Raw genomic sequence first — 17,465 nt, 5'->3', positions numbered from 1 at the left:
CACGGCTGGCGATGACAGCTGTCATCGGTCCCGTCGCAGGTCGGGACCGGGCCGGACGGCTCGGATACCGTCGTCGGCGTGACGACCGACCGCCCGCCGACCGCCGAGCCGAAGGGGCGGCTCGCCGCCGAGGAGCGGCAGGTCCGCGCGGCGCGCCGGTTCAGCCGGATCGGGCTGCTCATGACCGTCGGCTGGCTGCTGCTCGTGCCTGCGTTCGTGCTGTGGACGGGGCTGCCGGAGCCCGTCTGGCTGGCCGCGCTCGTGCCGCTCTACCTGGCGGCGATGGTGCTGCACCTGATCCGGATCCGGCGCTACGTCCGGTCCCTCGGCACTCCCGCCCCGCCCGTGTTCGTGGTCGCCGCGTGCGCGGTGGGCCTGGCGATCACGCTCGTCGGGGTCGCCTCGTCGTGGGCCGGGTGGACCTGGGCGCTGGTGGCCGGGATCCTCCTGGGCGACGTCGTCGCGGGCCGGCGGGCGCGGGTGATCGCCCTGTGGGTGGTCGCGTCGGCCGCGGTGGTGGTCGCGCTGACCTACGTCCTCGGCGCGCTCGTGCGGCCCACCGTCGAGGGAGTCCCGATCTCGCCGTGGTTCGCGGCGGGGATCGCCGGGTTCTACGTGGCGAGCATGTGGTGCCTCGACGTCGAGCGGCTGTGGTGGTTCAAGGCCGTCACCGACCTCGACGACTCGCGCCGTACCGCCGCCGAGCTCGCCACCGCACGCGAACGGCTGCGGCTCGCCGACGACCTGCACGACATCCTCGGGCACGCGCTCGAGGTCGTCGCCTTCAAGAGCGAGCTCGCCGCCCGCCTGCTGGAGGCCGACCCCGACCGGGCGCGAGCCGAGATGGACGAGGTGCAACGGGTGGCGCGCGAGTCGTTGACCGAGGTCCGGGCCCTGGTCCGGAGCACCCGGGACACCGATCTCGCCGTCGAGCTCGCGGGGGCGCGGGCGGTCCTCGGCTCCGCAGGGGTGGCGCTGGAGGTGCGCGGCGACCCCGGGGCCGTCGCGCCGGCCGCCCGCAACGTCCTCGGTCGCGTGCTGCGCGAGGCCATGACCAACGTCCTGCGGCACGCCGAACCGAGCCGCTGCACCATCGAGATCGGCGCGGACCGGCTGGTCGTGTGCAACGACGGCGTGTCCGGTCCCGGCGACGGCGCCGGTACCGGGCTCGCGGGGCTGGAGCGCTACCTGGAGGACCACGCCGGGCGGCTCGCCGCCGGCTGCGACGGGCGGGGCGGGTACCGGCTCGAGGCGGTTCTCGGGAGCGGCCGGTGATCCGGCTGGTCCTCGCGGACGACGAGTCGCTCACCCGCGGAGCCGTCGGCGCCCTGCTGAACCTCGAAGCCGACCTGACCGTGGTCGCCGAGGCGTCCTCGGGCGACGAGGCGGTGGCGGCGATCGCCGCGCAGGAGCCGGACGTCGCGGTCCTCGACGTCGAGATGCCCGGCCTCGACGGCGCCGAGGTCGCCCAGTGGGTGCAGGCCAACGCGCCGGGGGTCCGGTGCATCGTGCTGACCCGGCACGCCCGGCCCGGGGTGCTGCGGCGCGCGCTGGCGGCCGGGGCGGCGGGCTTCGTGACGAAGAGTGCGCCCGCCTCGCTGCTCGCCGACGTGATCCGACGGGTGCACGGCGGCGGCCGCTACGTCGACCCCGACCTGGCCATGACCGCCCTGACCACGGAGGACTGCCCGCTCACCGAGCGGGAGCTGCAGGTTCTGCGCAGCGTCGGGCAGGTGGGGCCGGCGGGCACGGCGGGCGACATCGCCGCGCGCGTGCACCTCTCCGCCGGCACCGTCCGCAACTACCTGTCCTCGGCGATGCAGAAGCTCGGCGTCGCGACGCGGGTGGAGGCGCTGGAGCGGGCCCGCGACCACGGCTGGTTGTGAGGCCGCTACCGGGCGCTGCGGGTCGCTAGGCTGGGCGTCGATGGAGCGCCGCGACCCTGCATCCCGCCCCGACCCCTCCACCGGGACGGGGGCGTGGCGCAGTGGGCGGCACGCCCCGGCGCGACGCCCGGCCGAGGAGCCGAGCGACGCCGCCGCTCCGGAGGCGGCGGAGGAGCGTCGAGCTCGCGAGGCCCAGGTCGTCCGGGGGGACGTGGGCGGCTTCGTTGCGCCGCGGGACGGGGCCGAGCGGGACCGGGGCGAGCTGGTCCCGATCGAGCGGGTCCGGGGTGAGCGCGCCCAGGCCGGACGGGACCGGGCCGGTTCGGAGCGGGACGAGCGCGGCGCTCCGCGGGGCCGGGGCGGGCCGGGGCGTTCGTCGGACTCCGCCGGAGGATCCGACCCGAGCGGGCGGGAGCCGCGCGGGGACCGGGCGCCTGCGGCGCAGGCGTTGCGGAGGTTCCGCCCTCGGAGCTGGCGCGGGGCGATCGGGCTCGGGATCCTGGGCGCGGCGGCGCTGCTGTTCCTCTTCGTGGCGTTCGACGACCAGGCCCGCTGGTGGGTGCCGGTCGCGGCCGGGCTCGTGGTGCTCGTGCTCCTGTCGCTGCTGCGGCTGGACCGGCTGCTCAAGGGCTGGACCTGGCACGTCGCCGGGCTCGCGATGCTGGCCGGGCTCGTGCACGAGACCGCCGGGAACCCGTGGTCCTGGGCCTTCGCCGCGAGCATCGGCGTGCTGATCGCGGGGTTGCTGCGGTTGCCGCGGTGGCAGCTGGCAGCCGTCGGGGCGGCATTGTGTCTGGTGTCGTTCGTGGGCTACCAGTTCCGCGCCGCCGAGGTCCGCGACCAGGAGGCGCAGATCGCGCAGCAGGCCGGGACGCAGATGCGGGCGGGCTTCGGCTACGACCGCCCCGACCTCGTGGTGACCAAGCTCGGCGAGGGCCTGACCCCGGCCGATTCGGAGGCGGTGTGCCGGCTCCTCGACCCCGCCGCGCAGACCCAGCTGGCGCAGGCCACCGGCACCGCCGACTGCACCGCCGGGGTCGGCGTGGCCGCGAGCCGGGTGCCTGCGGGCAGCCCGACCTCCGCGCCCCGCACCTCCACCTCACCCACCCCGGTCCCGCCGCCGGGCACCGTCCTCACCCTCGACGGCTGCTCCACCGCCTGGGGCCTCGCCGTCCCCGCGCTGGGCACCGTCGACGTGGTGCGCACGGAGAACACCGCCAAGGCCACCTGGCGGGTCGCGAGCTTCCGCCCCTGCCCCTGACACCGCGACCGGTCAGCAGCACTCCCGCGAGTCGCGCCGTCGCCTCCGCGAGTCGCGCCTCGACCCGGTGTCGGCGGCGCCACCGAGCGCCGCCCCCCGAGCCGTGGACGACCCTCCGAGCTGTCGGAGCGCGACTCGCGGGAGCGCCCAGCCCGCGTCCCACCCACGCGCCATCCCCGAGAACGCCACCGGCCCCGCGATCCGGGGACCGCGGGGCCGGTGAGTGGACTGCGTCAGGAGGTGGAGTCGCCCTTGTCGCCGGTGCCCGAGGAGGCGTCGGTGCGGGCGTGGCCGTTGGTCTCCGGCTTGGGGCCGGAGCCGTTGCTGCCCGTGGACTCCTCCGACGCCTCGGTCGACCCGGTCGGGGGCTCCGACGGCCCGGCCGTCTCGGCCTCGGTCTCCGCGGTCGGCTCCTTGCCCGAGCCTTCGACCGCGGCGTCGTTCATCCCGGTGGTGACCTCGGACCTGTCCGCGTCAGGCCCCGTGGTGTCCGCGGCCGCCGCCTTCTCCGCGACCGCGTCCCCGGGCGCCCCGGCCGGCTTGACCGTCTCCGCCGCGGCGTCGGCGGAGGTCGAGGCAGTGGCGGCGCCGGAGTCGGCGGCACCGGCCGGGGTGTTCTCGGTGAGCGGGGCCGAGGTGGTCTGCTCGACGTCGCCCTCGGTCGCCTCGACGTCGGCCGGGGTCGCGACGGCGGAGTCGCCGCGCTGGACCGACGCGAGCAGCATCTGCGCGACGTCCTGGACCTGGACCTGCTCGCCCTCGCCGCCGGCCTGCTTCTGGGTCAGGCCGTCGCCGATCATCGTGCGGCAGAACGGACAGCCGACGGCGATCGTGCCGGCCGCGGCGGCCGCGCCGTCGCCCCCGGCGGGGGAGAGGGTCTCGAGCGCCTCGGTGGTGCGGGTGACGTTGATCCGCTGCCCGATCCGCTCCTCCATCCACATCCGGGCACCACCTGCGCCGCAGCACATGGAGCGGTCGCCGTGGCGGGGCATCTCGGTCAGCGTGCCGACGGCGGAGACCAGCTCGCGCGGCTCGGAGTAGACCTCGTTGTGCCGGCCGAGGTAGCACGGGTCGTGGTAGGTGACCTTCTTCGAGGCGTCCGGGTCGGCGACCGGGACGAGCTTGCCGGTGCGGACCAGCTTGTTGAGCAGCTGGGTGTGGTGGATGACCTCGTAGTGCCCGTCGAGCTGCGGGTACTCCCGCGAGAGCGAGTTGAGGCAGTGCGGGCAGGTGGTGACCATCTTCCGGGTGCCCGGCTCGCGGCCCTCGAACACGGCGTTGAGCATCTCGGCGGTCTGCTGGGCCATCATCTGGAACAGGAACTCGTTGCCCGCGCGTCGCGCCGGGTCGCCGGTGCAGGTCTCCTCGGTGCCCAGGACCACGTAGTTCACCCCGGCCCGGTGCAGCAGCTCGGCGGTGGCGCGGGTGGTCTTCTTGGCGTTGTCGTCGAAGGCGCCGGCGCAGCCGACCCAGAAGATGTACTCGGTGTCGGCGGAGAGCTCGCCGTCGAACACCGGCACCTCGAAGGGCAGGTCCTGGGTCCAGGCCAGGCGGTCCTTCTGGTTGGAGCCCCAGGGGTTGCCCTTGTTCTCCAGGTTCTTGAACAGCCCGGACAGCTCCGTGGGGAACTCGGTCTCGATCATGACCTGGTAGCGGCGCATGTCGACGATGTGGTCGACGTGCTCGATGTCGACCGGGCACTGCTCCACACACGCCCCGCAGGTGGTGCAGGACCACAGGATGTCCGGGTCGATGACGCCGAGGACGTCCTCGCCGCCGACCAGCGGGCGCTCGGCCTCCTTCACCGCGGCCTCCGGGATGGCGGCCAGGCGGGCCTCGGCGTCGTCGCCGGTGAGCCCGACCTCGTCGCCGGTCATGTCCTTGCGGCCGCCGGCGAGCAGGTACGGGGCCTTGGCGTAGGCGTGGTCGCGCAGCGCGTTGACCAGCAGCTTCGGCGAGAGCGGCTTCTCGGTGTTCCACGCCGGGCACTGCGACTGGCAGCGGCCGCACTCGGTGCAGGTGGTGAAGTCGAGCAGGCCCTTCCAGGTGAAGTCCTCGACCCGCCCGGCGCCGAAGGTGTCGGTGTCCGGGTCGGCCTCCTCCAGGTCGAGCACCTTGCCCTGGCTGGTCATCGGCTTGACGTTGCCGAGCGCCTTGCGCCCGTCGTCCTCGCGCTTGAAGTAGATGTTCGGGAACGCGGTGAACCGGTGCCAGGCCACGCCCATCGTGGGCTTGGCGGCGATCACGATCAGCCACAGCGTGGCCGAGAGCACCTTCACCGCGGCGAACACCGAGACCAGGGTCGCGCTGCCGGGCAGGATCGTGGACAGCGGGCCGGAGACGAAGGTCGACCAGTCCGGGGCGTCGAACGCGCCCATCGCCATCTTCCCGGCCCGCACGACCAGGATGCCCACGCCCTCGAGGAACACGATGGCCTCGACGAAGTAGGCCCGCCCCATGTACGAGCCGTAGAACCGCGACGCCCGCCCGAGCCGGCGCGGGTTCTTCACCTGCCGGTAGACGATCAGCGGGAGGATGCCGACCACGGTGCCGACGCCGAGGATCTCCACCCACAGCGAGTACGGGCCCCACTCGCCGATGATCGGCAGGTGGAAGGTCGGGTTCCACACCTCGACGAACGCCTCGATCAGCGCCAGGAACAGCCCGCCGAAGCCGACCATCACCAGCCAGTGGAACACCCCGACGTGGCTCCACTTCAGCATCCGGGTGTGGCCGAGGGTCTCCTTGAGCATGGTGGCGAACCGCGGCCCGAACGGGCCGTTGCGCGTGGCGTCGGCCTGGCCCAGGCGGATGATGCTCACCATGCTCGCCACCGTGCGCCACACCAGCGCCACGGCCACCACGGCGGACAACACCGTGACGATGCCGAGCACGTACTGCACCCAGGTCATGTGGACGAACCTCCCTGTCGTGGTCCCGGCAAGAAGGCTATACGCGTGGTTACTGACGAGTAGCAACACGAAACGGCCTCGTTGCGGTTCGCGACGACAATCGCGTGAGCGGGAGAATAGGTCACCGGGGCGTCCCCGTGCCCTGTGACGGGCGCGGCACGCTGCGCAGACGGGGGGTGCCGGACGCGCTCCGCAGCCGCTGCTCCCCCGGTCAGGGCGACGAGGTCAGGGTACCCTTCTGAGAGCGGAATCACCAATGTCCGGGTCGTGCGGCCCACCGGGCGGGACGACCGGTCACCGGAGCCGCGCGCCTCTAGCCCGATCGGCGGGCCCCGCTTCACGGTCGGTGGGAGATCTGGGACGAACGGGTGCCACCGGGAGCCGGGAACGCGTGCGAACGGGTGGCTCTGGCATGGTCACACCAGGTCTTCAAGTCGTCGTGGCTACCCTGGTCCGCTGGCGGCCCGTGCTCCCCCCTTTCCCGCAGGGTGCCCGCCCGACCACGGCAGGAGAACACCGATGACCGGACCAGGGGCCCGCACCCTCTGGTACGCCCAGAACCTCACGACGAACGGCCTGCAGGGGTGGATCCAGGACAACATCGTCCCGCTCATCCTGCTGGGCATCGCCATCATCCTGCTGTGGATCGGCGGCAAGGGTGACAACGCCGGCGTCGCCCGCCGGAGCGTCGGACTCCTCGTCGGCCTGGTCGCGCTGGGTATCGCGGTGTCGGGCAACGGGCCGCAGGTCGGTGCCTTCCTCGCCAGCCTGATCACCGGTTAGCCCGTGCTGGTCCGCACCGACGACGAGGTGTACCGGGTCGACTCCGTCTGGCTGGGTCCGCCGCGCGCGACCTTCCCCTGGCGCGCGCGGTACGTCTCCTACGGTGTCGGCCTGCTCGTCATGATCGTGATCATGTTCCTGCAGCGCCGGATCGGCATCGGGCTGGACTTCTTCTCCGTGGCCTGGGCGCTGGTGCTGACCGTGGTCGCCACCCGGTTCCTGGGCAAGAAGATCGACTACGAGCGCCCGCTGAGCCAGGTCGCGGAGCACTTCCGGCACGAGGTCACGGGCCCGCGGCGCCGCCGGCGCGGAGCGGGCGGGCCGGTGCGGTTCGCGCACGTCCGGACCCGACGGGCCCTCCCGCGCCCGGGCCGCCCGGCCGTCCCGGAGCCGCGGCCGGCCGAGCGGACCGCACCGGAACCCGAGCTCGAGCCCGTCCCGCAGGTCGTCGAGGCCGCCCCCGTGCTGCGGGACGTCACCCCGGTCGAGGCCGCCCCGGACGCAGCACCGGACACCGCGCCGAGGACCGCTCCGGAGCCCGCTCCGAGAGCCGCCCCGCGTCGCGTCGGGCGCAGGCCCGCCGCGCCGCAGCCCTGGGCGACCTCGGCGCAGCGCCGCGAGACCGCCGCGAACAATGGGTGGAAGGGGTCCGGCCGTGGCCGCGCGTGAGAAGCGCGATCCCTTCCGCGACGGCCGCCGCCCCGCCGGTCGCTCCCTGCAGGGCGATGCCAAGCTCCCCAAGTTCAGCCCCACGATCGCATTGCGCAGCATCGACGGGCACGTCACCCGCACATCCAGCCAGGTCATGGCCTGGTACCGGCTGTCCCCCCAGGCGTGGAGCTTCCGCAGCGACAGCCAGCGCGAGATCCTCATCCGCCAGATCGCGGCGCAGCTCGGCGAGCTGCAGGGCCGGTGGCTGCACCTGCGCGTGACCACCCGCCCGTACCCGGTGCACATGTGGGCGGAGTCGTTCGACAAGAACGCCCTCGGCCGGATGCCCGACGTCCCGGGCGCCCTGGGCTGGGACGGCTTCCTGGAGGGCGAGCAGCGCCACCTCATGGGACTGTCCATGAGCGACAAGGAGGTCTTCCTCGGCGTCGAGGTGTCCGGCCGCAGCATGCTCGACCGCTGGGTCGAGCGGGCGGCGCCGGTGCTGGGCCGGGTCGTGCCGGCGGCGGTGCGGGCCGAGCTGTCCGCGCTGGAGTCCGAGCTCAACCACCTCGACGCGCTCGTGGCGGGCTCGGGGCTCGACGGCGTGCCCGCCTCGGCGTCGGACATGGCCTGGCTGATGCACCGCTCGGTCGCGCTCGGCCTGCCCGCGCCGCGCAGCCTGTCGTCGGTCCCGGTGGGCGTGACCCGCTGGGAGGAGGAGGACCTCGCGGCCTTCACGGACGGCGTCGAGCTGCACCAGGAGCCCTACGCCCCCACGGTGAAGGTGACCGGCCGGGTCCGCGGCCAGGCCGTCACCCGGGACGTCGCGGTCCTCTCCCTCGGCCTGATGGAGGGCCTGCGCATCCCCGAGGTCGACGACCCGTGGATGCAGCACTCCGACCGGCTCCCCTTCCCGGTGGAGTGGTCGGCGCGGATGTACATCCGCAAGCCGGAGGAGGTGACCGGGGAGCTGCAGCGCCAGATGGGCAAGGTGCGCAGCCAGATCCGGCACTACACCCACGACCACGACCTCGAGCCGCCGATGTCGCTGGCCCGGCAGGCCGACCGCGTGCTCGAGGTCGAGGACGAGCTCACCAGCGGGCTGACCCGGCTCAACACGCGGCTCTACGGCTGGTGGCGGATCGCCGTCTCCGGGCCGGACGAGGGCGAGGCCATCCAGCGCGCCCAGCAGGTGCTGGACCTGTACTCGCCGAAGGTGCAGATCGAGCACCCGGAGGCGCAGTACCGCTACGCCCGCGAGTTCATCCCCGGCGAGGCGATGGCCTCCACCGCGTACCGCCGGCGCGGGTCGGTGACCTGGGCGGCGGCCGCGGTCCCGGCCGCCACGGCCAGCGTGGGCGACCGGCGCGGGATCATGCTCGGCGAGACCTGCACCGCGACCCGACGACCGGTGGCCTGGGACCCCTGGCTCGCGCAGGAGGTCCGGCGGGCCTCCGGCCTCACCGCCGTCGTCGGCGGGCTGGGGTCCGGCAAGTCCTTCCTCACCGGCCTGATCGTCTACAAGACACTCCGGGCGGGTGCACGGTGGACGGTGCTCGACCCGTCGGGCCCGCTGGCCGAGCTGACCCGGCTGCCGGAGCTGGCCTCCTTCTCGCGGCACATCAACCTGCTGCGCGCCGACCCGGGCATCCTCAACCCGTACCGGGTGGTCGCCGAGCCGCGGCCCGAGCACTTCGCCGACGACGAGGACCCCGAGCGGTCCTGGCGCCGCGAGCGGTCCCTGGCCGCCGCCACCCGCCGCCGCCTGGTGCTCGACGTGCTCACCGGCCTGCTGCCCTACGACGTCGCCCGGCTCCCGCACACCCGGATCGTGCTGCTCCGCGCGGTGCGCGAGGTCGGCGGCGCCCCGGACCGGCACCCCGGCCTGGTCATCGACGCGCTGCGCCGGCACCAGCGCGAGGGCGAGGAGCACGCCGGGGTGGTCGCGGACTTCCTCGAGGAGCGCCGCGAGCTCCCGCAGGCCGCGCTGCTGTTCCCGGACACCAGCCGGGACGACCCGTGGGCCGCCGACCGGGACTACCGGCTGACCGTGCTCACCATGCAGGGCATGACGCTGCCGCGTCCGGGCAGCCCGCGCGAGGAGTGGACGGACAACGAGGCGCTGGCCGTCGAGCTGCTCAACCTGGCGTCCTGGCTGACCCAGCGCACGATCTACGACGCCGACCGCAACCTGCGCAAGGGCGTCGCGCTCGACGAGACGCACTTCCTGTCCCAGGTGCCCACCGGCAAGGTGCTGATCGACCGGCTCGCCCGCGACTCCCGCAAGTTCAACGTCCGGGCGCTGTTCGCCTCCCAGCTGGCCGGCGACCTGCTGCGGGTCTCCGGGTTCGCGTCGCTGGTCAACGCCGTGTTCGTCGGGCGCACGGACGACGAGGAGGCCCAGACGGACGCGCTGCGCCTGCTCCGGGTCCCCACCGGCGTCGGCTACGAGCAGATGCTGAGCACGCTCTCCCCGCGTCCGCGGCACGACGACCGGCCGGACGACACCCCGCGCCAGTTCGTGTTCGCCGACGGGCACGGCGGCGTCGAGAAGATCCGGATCGACCTCGAGGCGCCGCACCTCGACCACGTCCGAGAGGCCCTCGACACCAACCCCGACGCCAGCCGGGTCGCCGTCAGCGGCGCTCCGGTCCTCGCGGCGGACTCCGGAAGGGCGCCCGACGAGCCGCGCCCGGTCGGCGTGCGGCAGGTCGTCGTGCCACCGGGCGGGATCGACCTCGACGAGGACCTCGACCCCGTCGACCTGTCCGCGCCCGAGATCCGCACCGGCGAGGCCACCCGCGTCGGACCGGGCCGGCCGGGCTGGGACGACGGGGTGCGGGTGGTCCCGGGCTCGCCGGAGCCGGACCTGGACGACCTCGACGACGAGCAGCTCGACCTCCTGGACGATCTGGAGGAGGGCTGGGCGGACCTGGACGACGACCTCGCCGCGCCGACGTCGGTCGGTGAGGACCGCCCGGTCCACGACGGGCACGGGAGTGACGGCCGTCCCGCCTCCGAGGAAGCCGGCGACGCCGCCGCCGAGCGCGCCCGCTCCGGCGCCCCCGGCGAGGGCGGGCGGTGAGCGCCGCGGCGTCCGTCACGGCGTCGCCCGGCGGGACCACCGGGCTCCTGGCGGTACTGCTCGTCCTGGCCGCCGCCGTGGTGGTCGCCGTACGCAAGGAGCGCGCCCGCCGGCACGCCGGGGCCCCGCGCCGTCGTCGCCGCGCCGCCCTCCTGCTGGTCCTCGCCGTGGTCGCGGGCAGCGGGCTGGTCGGCAGCCCGGCCGTCGCGCAGGGCTTCGACTGCAAGCAGAGCCCCGAGCCGGACCGCCCAGGCACCGGGCTCGTCGGCTCGCTGGACCCGCCCCGGCCCGACGGCGGCGAGCCCGGCTCGGTGTACCGCGAGGTCGGCTACGCCGGGATGACCTGGCACAACTACGACCTGGGCTGCGCCGGCGGCGTCCTCAACCCGGCGACGACCACGGACACGTGGCTCGGCAACCAGACGTTCAACGTCGCGAAGTTCGCCGTGGGCGGGGTGAACTGGGCGCACTACCTGATCGCGGACGGCGGGGCCCTGCTCGACCCGCTGGACAACGTGATCACCGCGGCCACCCGGGCCATGTACGACTCGGTGTTCACGCTCTGGATCGGCGTGGCACTGGTGATCCTCGCGGTGATCCTGCTGGTCCTGGCGCTGCGCGGCGACCTGGCCAGGCAGACGCAGCGGGCGGCGTTCGCGCTCGGCGCCCTGGTGCTCGCCGGCGCGGCCTACCTGGCCCCGGTGAACTGGGCGCGGGCGGCGGACACGCTGCTGCTCGACGGCGTCACGCAGATGCAGGAGGGCTTCCTCTCCCAGGTCGGCCTGGGTGACCGGGACACCTTGCCGACGGTGCTGGTCGACCAGGTCGTCTACACGAACTGGCTGCGCGGCAACTTCGGCTCGCCGGACGTCCCGCAGGCCACGGACCTCGGCCGGCCGCTGCTGCGGGCGTCGACCTTCACGATCAACGAGGTCGCCGAGGGGCAGGACACCCCGCAGCTGGCCGAGCAGAAGAAGAACGACTTCGCCACGCTCGCCGGGCAGATGGGCGACCGGTACAGCTACTTCCAGGGCGAGTCCGGCAGCCGCGTCGGCGTCGGCGTGCTGTCGGTGGTGCAGGCGGTGTGCATCGCGCTGTTCCAGCTGCTGTCGAAGGTGCTGGTGCTGGTCGCGATGCTGCTGCTGCGGCTGATGGTGATGACGGCGCCGGCGATCGCCGTGGTGGCGGTGCTGAAGCCGGACGTGCTGCCCGCGCTGCTGCGCGTGGCCGGCGCCGGGATCGTCAACACGATCATCGTGGGCGCGCTGGCCGGGCTGCACGCGCTGCTCGTGGTGTCGCTGTTCCGGCCCGGTGCGGGCATCGACCTCTGGCTGTCGTTGCTGGTCACCGGTGTGGTCACGGTGGTGCTGTGGGCGGTCGCGCGGCCCTTCCGGCGGCTGGTGTCGATGGTGTCGCTGACCCGGGACCAGTTCGGCGGGATCGTGCCGTCGGTCGGCGGCGGCCCCATGTCCCGGGTGTGGCAGCGGGTCCGCGGCGCGGACCCCGAGGACCGGCAGGGCCGCTGGTGGAACGAGCGCCGGGGGTCCGGCGCCGGCGACGATCCCGACGCCGTGCGCCCCGAGGCCGAGTACTCCCGCGTCCCTCCCGTGCACGCCACGGTCAGCCCGGCCGGACCCGGTGCGCGCACCCCGCGGCGGCACGCCGAGGTCACCGGCGCGGACGCCGCCGCCATCTCGGCCGCGCGCCGTCCGGCCCTGCCCGCGGGCGGGTCCCCGACGCCCGCGGCGACCGGCTCGTACCCCTCGCGCACCGACCCCGGCGAGGTCGACGAGCGCGTGATCTACCGCAGGTCGGATGCGGCGGCGGCCCGCGCCGTCCAGGCCCGACCGGTCGACGCCGAGCTCGTCGACGGCGTCCCGGTCTACCGCATCTACCGCCCCGCCCGGACGGGCCGCGATGCCGATTAGGTCCCCGCGCGGGCGCGCGGCCGCCTACCGGGCGGTGTGGGCGTGGCCCCTGCGCACCCCGCTGCGGCTCGCGGTCACCGTCGTCGTCGTGCTGGGCCTGGCCGTGCTGGTCAGCCTGGCCGTGGGCGCGCTCCGTCCGCCCGCGCAGACGCCGGCGGTGACCAAGCCCGGCGCCACGACGACCACGACCGGCGCCCGGGCGCCCGCCTCGCCCACCCCGACGGCCCTCCCGCCCGTGGCGGCGCTGACCCCGACCACGCTGCCGCTCTCCGCCGCCCCGGCCGAGGCGCTGCAGGTGGCGCAGAACTGGGCCACCGCCTGGGCCACCCACCCCGCGGGCACCACGAACCAGCAGTGGGTGGACTCGCTCGTCCCGTACACGACGCCGGAGTACGTCGGCACGCTCACCGGCGTCGACCCCGCCAACATCCCCGCCACCCGGGTGACCGGATCGGCGACGGCCACGCAGGTCTCCCCCGCCTCCGTCGTCGTCGACGTGCCGACGGACGCGCTGACCCTGCAGGTCACGGTCGTCGACACCGAGGCGGGCTGGCGCGTCTCCGGCTACGACCGGGCCTGACGAGGTGCGCCTGCTCCGGCCGCTGCGGCTGCTGCTGCCCTTCGTGGCGATCGGCGTCGCGCTCGTCGTCTTCCTGACGCTCGGTTTCCTCGCCTTCGCGCCCAACACCGGCCAGCCGCGGGTCACCAGCGGCTGCGACGCCGGTATCGGGCCGATCGGGACCGTCGGGCGCGGGGGCTCGGCGGGGGCGACCATCGACACGCTGACGGACGAGCAGCGGCAGAACGCCGCGACGATCATCGGCGTGGGCAAGGAGCTGCAGGCTCCGCCGCGGGCGTGGCTCGTCGCGCTGGCCACGGCGATGCAGGAGTCGACCCTCCGCAACATCGACTACGGCGACCGGGACTCGCTCGGGCTGTTCCAGCAGCGGCCTTCCCAGGGCTGGGGCTCGCCGGCGCAGGTCACCGACCCGAACTACAGCGCGCGGATCTTCTACGACCGGCTGCTGCAGGTGCCGGACTGGGAGGACCAGCCGGTCACGGTCGCCGCCCAGACCGTGCAGCGGTCGGCCTTCCCCAGCGCCTACGCGAAGTGGGAGGGGCTGGCGGCGGACCTCGTCGAGCAGCTCGGCGACGTCACCGACCCCACCGGCTGCGGGAGCGGCTCGGCCGAGCTCCCGGCCGGGGTCGCCCGGACGGCCATCGAGTTCGCTCTCGGCGAGGTCGGCAAGCCGTACGTCTGGGGCGCCACCGGCCCGAACACCTACGACTGCTCGGGGCTGATGCTGCGGGCGTTCGAGAGGGCCGGGATCAAGCTCCCCCGGGTGTCCCGGGACCAGTACCGGGCCGGCGGGCACCTCCCCGTCCGCCAGGCCCAGGCCGGCGACCTGATGTTCTACGCCTACGACCGCACCGACCCGACGACGATCCACCACGTGTTCCTCTACCTGGGCAACGACCAGATGGTCGAGGCGCCCTACAGCGGGCAGAACGTCCGGGTGCAGCCCGTAAACTGGGACTACAAGGAGCTCGTGCCCCTCGCGACCCGCCCGGGCACCCCTTCCAACACCGCCTGAACCCCATTCGGGAGCACGTACGATGGCCCGCCCGGACGCGTCCCGTCCGTCCCGCCCGCGCTCGACCACGCCGCTGGCCGACTACCTCGACCGCCCCGCCCCGGGCGCCGGCCCGGACTACCTGGTGGTGCCCCGCGGGCTCGCCGAGGCGATGCCGCTGCGCTGGCAGCAGGCGTTCGCCGGGCTGCTGGCCGACCTGCACGACGCCTACGGCCACCTGGACTGGCCGGACTACCGCGTGGTGCCGAGCCGCTGGGAGCTGCTGCGCGACCTCGACGAGGAGCAGCTGGCCGCGGCCGGGTACGTCGCCGACCTGGACCCCGAGGGCGGGCTGGAGTACCGGGACGCCACCGGCGAGGCGGTCGCCGACCCGGAGCACCACCGGGCCCTGGCGCCGGTCGAGGAGACGCTCCCGCGGCCGGGGGACGAGGTGCCGCCGCCGCGGCCCGCTCCCGCGTTGTAAGGAGCTCTACGGCTTTCTCGTTCCTCCGCTAGACGACGGCAGCCTTCGCGATCCGCGGAAAAGTTGAGTCGGGTGGGAACAAGTCGGGTACGCCGCCCGTTGGACCGGGCAGCAAGTTGAGTGAACTGGGCTCAAGGCCGGGTTGACGGCAAGCGCCTCGATCGCGAAACTTGAGCCGGATCCGCTCAACGGCGGTACGGAACCCGACAGTTCTACACAGCACTACGACACACAGTTCGACACGGAGGCACACACCATGGCTCGTGCGGTCGGTATCGACCTCGGGACCACCAACTCCGTCGTCTCCGTCCTGGAGGGCGGGGAGCCGACGGTGATCGCCAACTCCGAGGGCAGCCGCACCACGCCCTCGGTCGTGGCATTCGCGCGCAACGGCGAGGTCCTCGTCGGCCAGTCCGCGAAGAACCAGGCCGTCACCAACGCGGACCGGACGTTCCGCTCGGTGAAGCGGTTCATCGGCTCGGACTGGAAGACCCCCGAGATCGACGGGAAGACCTACGCCGCGCAGGAGATCAGCGCGCGGGTGCTGCAGAAGCTCAAGCGGGACGCGGAGGCGTACCTGGGCGAGCCCGTCACCGACGCGGTCGTCACGGTGCCGGCGTACTTCGAGGACGCGCAGCGCCAGGCCACCAAGGAGGCCGGCCAGATCGCGGGCCTCAACGTCCTGCGCATCGTCAACGAGCCCACCGCGGCCGCGCTGGCCTACGGGCTCGACAAGGGCGAGAGCGAGCAGACGATCCTCGTCTTCGACCTCGGCGGCGGCACCTTCGACGTCTCGCTGCTCGAGATCGGCGACGGCGTCGTGGAGGTCAAGGCCACCAACGGCGACAACCACCTCGGTGGTGACGACTGGGACGAGCGGATCGTGACCTGGCTCGTCGACAAGTTCAAGGGCAGCCACGGCATCGACCTGACCAAGGACAAGATGGCGATGCAGCGGCTCCGCGAGGCTGCGGAGAAGGCCAAGATCGAGCTCTCGAGCTCCTCGAGCGCCACGATCAACCTGCCCTACATCACCGTCGACGCCGACAAGAACCCGCTGTTCCTCGACGAGACGCTGTCCCGCGCCGAGTTCCAGCGCATCACCTCGGACCTGCTCGACCGCACCCGTGCGCCGTTCAACCAGGTGATCAAGGACGCCGGCATCTCGGTCGGCGACATCGACCACGTGGTCCTCGTCGGCGGCTCGACCCGCATGCCGGCCGTCACGGAGCTCGTCAAGGAGCTGACCGGCGGCAAGGAGCCGAACAAGGGCGTCAACCCGGACGAGGTCGTCGCCGTAGGCGCCGCGCTGCAGGCCGGTGTCCTGCGCGGTGAGGTCAAGGACGTCCTGCTGCTCGACGTCACCCCGCTGTCCCTGGGCATCGAGACCAAGGGCGGCGTGATGACCAGGCTGATCGAGCGCAACACCACGATCCCGACCAAGAAGTCCGAGATCTTCACGACGGCGGACGACAACCAGCCGTCGGTGCAGATCCAGGTCTACCAGGGCGAGCGCGAGATCGCGGCCTACAACAAGAAGCTCGGCATGTTCGAGCTGACCGGGCTGCCGCCTGCCCCGCGCGGCGTGCCGCAGATCGAGGTCTCCTTCGACATCGACGCCAACGGCATCGTGAAGGTCTCCGCGGTCGACAAGGGCACCGGCAAGAGCCAGGACATGACGATCACCGGCGGGTCCGCCCTGGGCAAGGACGAGATCGACCGGATGATGCGCGAGGCCGAGCAGCACGCCGAGGAGGACAAGAAGCGGCGTGAGGAGGCCGAGGTCCGCAACCAGGCCGAGACCCTCGTGTACCAGACGGAGAAGTTCGTCAAGGACAACGAGGACAAGGTCCCGGCGGACGTCAAGGACTCGGTGAACTCCGCCGTCGGCGAGGTGCAGGAGGCCCTCAAGGGCACCGACACCGACGCGATCAAGTCCGCGATGGAGAAGCTCGCCACCGAGTCGCAGAAGCTCGGCCAGGCCCTCTACCAGCAGCCGGGCGCCGAGGGCGCCCCGGGCGGCGCGGCCGGGGACAACCCGGGCGCCGGCGCCACGGGCCAGCAGGCCGGTGCGGACGACGTGGTGGACGCCGAGATCGTCGACGACGAGGAGAAGAAGGACAAGTGAGCACCCCGTACGGATCCGACCGCAGGCCGGGCCCGGAGGGGGAGCAGGAGGAGCCGGTCCGCGTGCGCGACCGGCGCCGGATCGACCCCCTGACGGGGGAGGTCCGGTCCTCGGCCGACGTCGGCAGCCAGCAGGCTGCCGGCGCCCCGGCCGGGGCCGCCCCCGGTGGTGAGCCCGAGCCCGGGATCGAGCTCGACGACCCCCGGATCGCCGACCTGGAGAAGCAGCTCGAGGAGCGCACCGCGGACCTCCAGCGGGTCACCGCGGAGTACGCCAACTACCGGCGCCGGGTGGACCGGGACCGGGAGGGCGTGGTCGTGGCCGCGCGCGTCTCGTTCGTGTCCGACCTGCTCACGGTGCTCGACGACCTCGAGCGCGCCGAGCAGCACGGCGACCTCAACGGCCCGTTCAAGTCGGTGGCGGACAAGATCGTCGGTGTGGCGACCCGCCTCGGGCTCGAGGCCTTCGGGGCGGACGGCGAGCTGTTCGACCCGGCGCTGCACGAGGCCGTCCAGCACGAGCCGGCCGAGGCCCCCGGGCCCACGGTCACCGTGCTGACCGCGGTGCTGCGGCGCGGCTACCGCATGGCGGACCGCGTGCTGCGGCCCGCGATGGTCACCGTCGCCGACCGGCCCGAGTCCGAGGTGCCGGCCGCCGCCGAGGTGCCCGACGCCCCGGCCGGTGAGCCGGGCCCGGCGCCCTCGCCGGACGAGCCCACCAACCCGGCCTGAGCCGGGCACTCGGACACCCCAGAGGGACACACGGAAGGAGGC

General features: G+C 73.7%; 13 protein-coding genes. 12 read left to right on the top strand and 1 reads right to left on the bottom strand.

What is annotated here, in order from left to right; all coding sequences use genetic code 11:
* Positions 1-78: 78 nt before the first annotated feature.
* From ACQP04_RS36390 to ACQP04_RS36380, 3 genes are read left to right on the top strand one after another with little or no spacing between them, the layout of a single operon-like run.
* Entirely contained in the window at positions 79-1,275 is a 1,197-nt protein-coding gene (locus ACQP04_RS36390; protein WP_433504956.1) for a sensor histidine kinase, read from the top strand.
* Positions 1,272-1,886 (top strand): response regulator transcription factor, encoded by a 615-nt coding sequence (locus ACQP04_RS36385; protein ID WP_037041964.1) that lies wholly within the window; start codon positions 1,272-1,274, stop codon positions 1,884-1,886. Before ACQP04_RS36390 ends, ACQP04_RS36385 begins: the two co-directional genes overlap by 4 nt.
* A 40-nt stretch (positions 1,887-1,926) precedes the next feature.
* The gene (locus ACQP04_RS36380) at positions 1,927-3,147 is read left to right on the top strand and encodes a hypothetical protein (protein WP_433504955.1); all 1,221 of its coding nucleotides are present in this window, start codon (positions 1,927-1,929) and stop codon (positions 3,145-3,147) included.
* A 233-nt stretch (positions 3,148-3,380) separates the two neighbouring features.
* On the opposite strand, the gene ACQP04_RS36375 is transcribed toward ACQP04_RS36380, so the two are convergent.
* Positions 3,381-6,059, bottom strand: coding sequence for a (Fe-S)-binding protein (locus ACQP04_RS36375; RefSeq protein ID WP_433504954.1), 2,679 nt, complete (start codon positions 6,057-6,059; stop codon positions 3,381-3,383).
* A 519-nt stretch (positions 6,060-6,578) separates the two neighbouring features.
* On the opposite strand from ACQP04_RS36375, the gene ACQP04_RS36370 reads away from it, so the two are divergent.
* The 9 genes from ACQP04_RS36370 (at position 6,579) to grpE (ending at position 17,423) form a co-directional block, all read left to right on the top strand.
* Entirely contained in the window at positions 6,579-6,842 is a 264-nt protein-coding gene (locus ACQP04_RS36370; RefSeq protein WP_037041961.1) for a hypothetical protein, read from the top strand.
* 3 nt (positions 6,843-6,845) lie between these two features.
* On the top strand, positions 6,846-7,511 hold the full coding sequence (locus ACQP04_RS36365) for a hypothetical protein (RefSeq protein WP_433504953.1): 666 nt from the start codon (positions 6,846-6,848) through the stop codon (positions 7,509-7,511).
* Complete coding sequence (locus tag ACQP04_RS36360) at positions 7,477-10,578, top strand: ATP-binding protein (protein ID WP_433504952.1); 3,102 nt, start codon at positions 7,477-7,479, stop codon at positions 10,576-10,578. The genes ACQP04_RS36365 and ACQP04_RS36360 overlap by 35 nt, the downstream gene beginning before the upstream one ends.
* Complete coding sequence (locus tag ACQP04_RS36355) at positions 10,575-12,506, top strand: hypothetical protein (RefSeq protein ID WP_433504951.1); 1,932 nt, start codon at positions 10,575-10,577, stop codon at positions 12,504-12,506. Before ACQP04_RS36360 ends, ACQP04_RS36355 begins: the two co-directional genes overlap by 4 nt.
* Positions 12,496-13,086, top strand: coding sequence for a hypothetical protein (locus tag ACQP04_RS36350; RefSeq protein WP_433504950.1), 591 nt, complete (start codon positions 12,496-12,498; stop codon positions 13,084-13,086). Before ACQP04_RS36355 ends, ACQP04_RS36350 begins: the two co-directional genes overlap by 11 nt.
* Before the next feature lie 4 nt (positions 13,087-13,090).
* Positions 13,091-14,101, top strand: a complete 1,011-nt coding sequence (locus ACQP04_RS36345; RefSeq protein WP_433504949.1) for a C40 family peptidase — start codon at positions 13,091-13,093, stop codon at positions 14,099-14,101.
* Positions 14,102-14,123: 22 nt separating this feature from the next.
* On the top strand, positions 14,124-14,564 hold the full coding sequence (locus ACQP04_RS36340) for a hypothetical protein (RefSeq protein WP_433504948.1): 441 nt from the start codon (positions 14,124-14,126) through the stop codon (positions 14,562-14,564).
* Positions 14,565-14,820: 256 nt separating this feature from the next.
* Positions 14,821-16,692 (top strand): molecular chaperone DnaK, encoded by a 1,872-nt coding sequence (gene dnaK / locus ACQP04_RS36335; RefSeq protein WP_433504947.1) that lies wholly within the window; start codon positions 14,821-14,823, stop codon positions 16,690-16,692.
* The gene (grpE, locus tag ACQP04_RS36330) at positions 16,689-17,423 is read left to right on the top strand and encodes a nucleotide exchange factor GrpE (protein WP_433504946.1); all 735 of its coding nucleotides are present in this window, start codon (positions 16,689-16,691) and stop codon (positions 17,421-17,423) included. The genes dnaK and grpE overlap by 4 nt, the downstream gene beginning before the upstream one ends.
* The last annotated feature ends 42 nt before the right edge of the window (positions 17,424-17,465 follow it).

The organism is Pseudonocardia halophobica (assembly GCF_050948485.1).
Lineage (GTDB): Bacteria > Actinomycetota > Actinomycetes > Mycobacteriales > Pseudonocardiaceae > Pseudonocardia > Pseudonocardia halophobica.
Note: the sequence above shows the minus strand (reverse complement) of the source record. Positions and strands in the feature narration are given on the sequence as shown.

What these genes read in the sequence shown, in the direction of transcription:
- ACQP04_RS36380 (WP_433504955.1), top strand. Translation starts at nt 1,927, where the DNA reads ATGGAGCGCCGCGACCCTGCATCCCGCCCCGACCCCTCCACCGGGACG.
- ACQP04_RS36375 (WP_433504954.1), bottom strand. Translation starts at nt 6,059, where the DNA reads ATGACCTGGGTGCAGTACGTGCTCGGCATCGTCACGGTGTTGTCCGCC.
- ACQP04_RS36370 (WP_037041961.1), top strand. Translation starts at nt 6,579, where the DNA reads ATGACCGGACCAGGGGCCCGCACCCTCTGGTACGCCCAGAACCTCACG.
- ACQP04_RS36360 (WP_433504952.1), top strand. Translation starts at nt 7,477, where the DNA reads ATGGGTGGAAGGGGTCCGGCCGTGGCCGCGCGTGAGAAGCGCGATCCC.
- ACQP04_RS36350 (WP_433504950.1), top strand. Translation starts at nt 12,496, where the DNA reads ATGCCGATTAGGTCCCCGCGCGGGCGCGCGGCCGCCTACCGGGCGGTG.
- ACQP04_RS36340 (WP_433504948.1), top strand. Translation starts at nt 14,124, where the DNA reads ATGGCCCGCCCGGACGCGTCCCGTCCGTCCCGCCCGCGCTCGACCACG.
- dnaK (WP_433504947.1), top strand. Translation starts at nt 14,821, where the DNA reads ATGGCTCGTGCGGTCGGTATCGACCTCGGGACCACCAACTCCGTCGTC.